Below are 4428 nucleotides of genomic sequence, written 5' to 3' on the forward strand. Positions count from 1 at the left end.
ACATCGAAATTCTCGGCGACGAGATCGACGAAGCGGTTGGAGAACTCGGCCTCGATACGGACATCGGGAAATTCGGCGAGAAACTGCGGCAGCAGCGGGCCGATCCACATGCGCCCGAACGAGCCGGGCAGCGCCAGCCGCAGCACGCCGCGCGGTCCGCCGCCGGCATGCGCCGACGCTGTAGCCTCGGCCTCGTCGACGGCGGCCAGAATGGCACGAACGCGGGCGAGGAATTCCGAACCCGCCTCGGTCAGCGACACGCTTCGCGTCGTCCGGTGCAGCAGGCGCACGCCCAACCGCTCTTCCAGCGAGGCAAGGCGCCGCGACAGGATCGTCGCGTCGCGGCCGATGCGAGCCGCCGCCTTGGTGAAGGAGCGTGCTTCGGCGATTGCCGCGAAGGCGGCCATTTCGGCCAATGCTGCCGGTTCGTGCGATTGCTGCATCAGGCGCAGAGCTCAAATGTAAAAGCCGAGGATTATACACCAATAGCGCAGCAGCTAGTTTCACTCAATCCCGGCCCCTCAATCGGCCCATCAACCGGAGTGAGACATGAAAGCCATCGAACTGACTGCCCCGAGACTGGACGCGTTTCGCGAGGCCACCGTTCCCACGCCTGAACCGCAGCGCGGCGAAGTGCTGATCCGCCTGCGCGCCGCAAGCCTCAATTTTGTCGATGTCGCGATCGCGAGCGGCAACTATCCAGGTCCGAGCTTTCCGCTCATTCCCGTCGTCGACGGCGCCGGCGAGATCGTCGGTATCGGCGAGGGCGTGTCGAGGCTCGCCATCAACGACCGCGTCATCGCCCATGCAAAACCACGCTGGATCGGCGGCCGTCCGCGGCCTTACGAGACCAGAGAGATGCGCGGCCTGACGCTGCCCGGCTCGCTCGCCGAATATGTGGCGCTGCCGGCCAATGCCGTCGTGCCGATGCCTGCGCATCTGTCCTTCGAAGCGGCAGCGACGCTGCCGATCGCCGGCACCACAGCATGGAATGCGCTTCGCGCCACCGATGCCGGGCCGGGGTCGGTCGTCGTCCTGCTCGGTACCGGCGGTGTCTCGATCCTGACCCTGCAGCTGGCCAAGGCAGCCGGCGCCACGGTCATCATCACCTCGTCGTCTGACGAAAAGCTGGCGCGCGCCAAGGCCTTGGGTGCGGATCATCTCATCAACTATCATGGAACACCGGACTGGGACGCCAAGGTGCTCGAACTGACCGACGGCCTCGGCGCCGACCTGATCGTCGAAGCCGGCGGCTCGGCCACCTTCGCCCGCTCCATCAATGCCACCGCGCCGGGCGGCACGGTGTTCACCATCGGCTTCGTCACCGGCGCTGAGGCCACCACAAACCTGCTGCCGATCATCATCAAGGCACTCAAGGTGGTGGGCAACAACACCGGTTCGGTATCCGACCTGCGCGACGCGGCGCGCGCCATCGGCGCCGCCCGTATCGATCCGGTCATCGACACAATCTACAGCCAGCACCAGGCGACCGAGGCCTACGCCCACATGGCGGCAGGCGGCCGGCATTTCGGCAAGCTCGCGTTCAGCCTGTCGTGGTGAGCCTGAAAAGGCAGAGCGCGGCTTCATTCCAGCTTGGGTTCCTCGCCCCACGAAAGTGGGGAGAGGTGGCTCGGCGAAGCCGAGACGGAGAGGGGAACCGCGCTCTACGAAGGCCCCCTCTCCGGCCGCTTCGCGGCCATCTCTCCCCCGCTTCGCGGTGGGCGAGGAACCCAGGTCTTGAGAGGAGATCGGCAGCTTCGCCGTCTGCTTTTAAATCAGCTTCTCCAGCGTGATCGGCAGGTCCCGCACCCTTTTCCCTGTGGCGTGGAATACCGCGTTGGCGATCGCCGGCGCCACGCCGACGATGCCCAGCTCGCCGACCCCCTTGCCGCCGAGCACCGAGGAATGCGGATCGGGAATACCGACCGAGATCACGTCGATGTCTGGAATGTCGGCATTGGTGGCGATGAGATAGTCGGCGAGGTTGTTGTTGACGATGCGCCCATGCCGGCGGTCGACGAGGCCTTCCTCCAGCAGCGCCTGGCCGATGCCCATGATGATGCCGCCCTTCCACTGGCTTTCGGCGAGCTTGGGGTTGTAGAGCCGGCCCGAATCCAGCGCCGATACCACGCGCGACACACGAACCGTGCCAAAGTCCTCGTCGACGCGCACTTCGATGAAATGCGCGCACCAGCTGTGGCGGGAATAGTCGCCCTCGGTGTGCGGCAGCGCCATGGCTATGGTGGTGTAGTTCTTGTAGCGGTCCTCGACCGTCGAATTGGCCGGCATGGTGTCGCCCTTCGCCTCGATATGCTCGCGCCCGACGCTCCTGAGCAGTTCGGCGATGGAGACTTCAGGCCCGTTGCCGCGCGGCGAGGCGATGCGGCCATTGGCGACGACGAGCGTGTTGGCCTGCAGTTCGTGGAACGGCGAAGCCGGATCGCTGATGGCGAGCCCGACCAACTGGTCGAGCGCGACACTCGCCGCTTTGTGGACAGCGCCCGTCATTACCCCGGCCAGCCGCGAACCGCCGGTGACACCGGCGCGGGCATAGCGGGAATCGCCCAACTTGACGACGACGTTTTCCGCCGGCACGCCCACCACCTCGGCGGCGGTCTGCGCCAGGATCGTGTAGGTACCCTGCCCCATGTCGATCGACGAGCTTTCGACCTCGACCGAGCCGTCAGCGAGAATGCGCACGACCGCCTCGCCATAGGCGCGCCGCACCGGGTAGGTGCCGGCGGCGACGCCCCAGCCGATCAGCTGGTTGCCGTCGCGCATCGAACGCGGCCGGGGGTTCCGCTTCGACCAGCCAAAGGCTTCGGCGCCGGCCGCGAACGCCTCACGCAGCTGCCGTGTCGACCACGGCTTCTTCGCATGCGGATCCTGCTCGGCATAGTTCCTGAGACGGATTTCCAGCGGATCGATACCGACCTCATAGGCGAGCTCGTCGATCGCGCTTTCGATGCCGAAGGCGCTCGGGTTCTCGCCCGGCGCGCGCAATGCCCCCGGCACCACCGTGTTGACCCGCACGACGTTCTGCCGCGACGAGAAATTCGGCGTCGCGTACATGACCGAGGTGACCGAGCCGAGCGGCTCGACCCACATGCCGTCGACCGAGGTCTCGTTGACGCCGCGATGCACGATCGACTGGATCTGACCCTCTGCGTTGGCGCCGAGTGCCACCGTCTGGCGCGTCGCTGCCCGTCCACCATAGGCGGTGAAGGTCTGCGGCCTGGTGACCGCCAGCTTCACCGGCCGTCCCAGCATTTTCGCGGCCGCCGCCGCCACCGCGCCGTAGCCGTAGGCGAACGCCTTGGAGCCGAAGCCGCCGCCAATATAGGGCGAGACAAGGCGCACATTCTCGAACGGCACGCCGAACCATTCGGCATAGGTCCGCGCCATGCCGTCGAGCCATTGGCTCGGCTCCCAGACCGTCAGCTGGTCGCCCTGCCACTTCGCGATCAGGCCATGCGGCTCCATCGGCGCCTGGTATTCGCGCGGCGTGTTGTAGGCGTTGCAGATCCTGACCGGAGCCGAGGCGAACGCTGTCTCCGCCTCGCCCCATTCCTTGGTCATCGCATCGACGGGGATGCCGTCGCCGGCCTTTGGATCGCTGAGGTCGACGATCGCCGGCGCCTCGTCATAGGCGATCTTGACCAGTGCTGCGGCCGCGACCGCCTGCTCGAAACTCTCGGCCACCACCGCCGCGAGATGCTGGCCGCTGAAGGTGATGTCGCGCGCCAGCGGGCAATAGACGACGGCCGGAGGCGGCGTGCCCAGCCAGTCCGTTGCGGTTCTCAGCGGCAGCATATTGTCGGGCGTCAGCACCAGCAGCACGCCCGGCGCGGCTTCGGCCGCCGCCGTGTCGATCGAACGCACGCGGCCGGCGGCAATGGTGCTCTCGACCAGCACCGCATGGCTGAGCCCCTCGAGCTGATGCTCGACGGCGTATTTGGCAGCACCGGTGATCTTGGCCAGGCCGTCAACGCGCGACAGCCGGCCGCCGACCTGATCGGCGAGGACGGCACCGTCCGAAGCGTCGCCGCGTTTGGCATCGCCGGGTCTTGTTCTCAACTCGTGAACGGTCATGCCGTTTCTCCCATTTTGAGGATGGCGCGGGCGACGACGCGCGGCGCCAGTTCGATCTTGTAGTGGTTGGCGCCATGTTCGACGGCGCCCTCGACGGCGAGCAGGCTGGCTTGCCTGACGACCTCCGGCTCGAGCACTTTGCCTTTCAGCGCCTCTTCGACGACACGGGCGCGCCATGGCTTGGTGGCGACGCCGCCAAGCGCGACGCGCAGATCGCGAATTGTCCTTCCGTCGGCTTCGAATTCAATGCCGACCGCAGCACTTGCCGCGGCGAATTCATAGGACTGGCGGTCGCGGACCTTGAGATACGTCGAGCGGCAGGCGGCGGCCGAGACG

At 66.7% G+C, this 4428-nt stretch carries 3 protein-coding genes and 1 pseudogene; 1 reads left to right on the forward strand and 3 read right to left on the reverse strand.

Annotated features, from left to right (window positions below; all coding sequences use genetic code 11):
• On the reverse strand, positions 1-443 hold a 443-nt coding region (locus tag E5W70_RS21495), incomplete at its 3' end, for a LysR family transcriptional regulator (RefSeq protein WP_292662051.1).
• Positions 444-549: 106 nt separating this feature from the next.
• Here E5W70_RS21495 and E5W70_RS21500 point away from each other — a divergent pair.
• Entirely contained in the window at positions 550-1560 is a 1011-nt protein-coding gene (locus E5W70_RS21500) for an NAD(P)-dependent alcohol dehydrogenase (RefSeq protein WP_292662054.1), read from the forward strand.
• A gap of 210 nt (positions 1561-1770) precedes the next feature.
• On the opposite strand, the gene E5W70_RS21505 is transcribed toward E5W70_RS21500, so the two are convergent.
• Positions 1771-4092 carry a xanthine dehydrogenase family protein molybdopterin-binding subunit gene (locus E5W70_RS21505; RefSeq protein WP_292662055.1) on the reverse strand — a complete coding sequence of 774 codons (2322 nt, stop codon included), beginning with the start codon at positions 4090-4092 and terminating at the stop codon, positions 1771-1773.
• Positions 4089-4428: pseudogene (locus E5W70_RS21510) on the reverse strand (xanthine dehydrogenase family protein subunit M); the annotation flags it as partial. The pseudogene E5W70_RS21510 and the gene E5W70_RS21505, both read right to left, overlap by 4 nt.

Origin of the sequence: Mesorhizobium sp. (assembly GCF_005063415.1) — a bacterium.
Classification (GTDB): domain Bacteria; phylum Pseudomonadota; class Alphaproteobacteria; order Rhizobiales; family Rhizobiaceae; genus Mesorhizobium.

What these genes read in the sequence shown, in the direction of transcription:
- E5W70_RS21505 (WP_292662055.1), bottom strand. Translation starts at nt 4,092, where the DNA reads ATGACCGTTCACGAGTTGAGAACAAGACCCGGCGATGCCAAACGCGGC.
- E5W70_RS21500 (WP_292662054.1), top strand. Translation starts at nt 550, where the DNA reads ATGAAAGCCATCGAACTGACTGCCCCGAGACTGGACGCGTTTCGCGAG.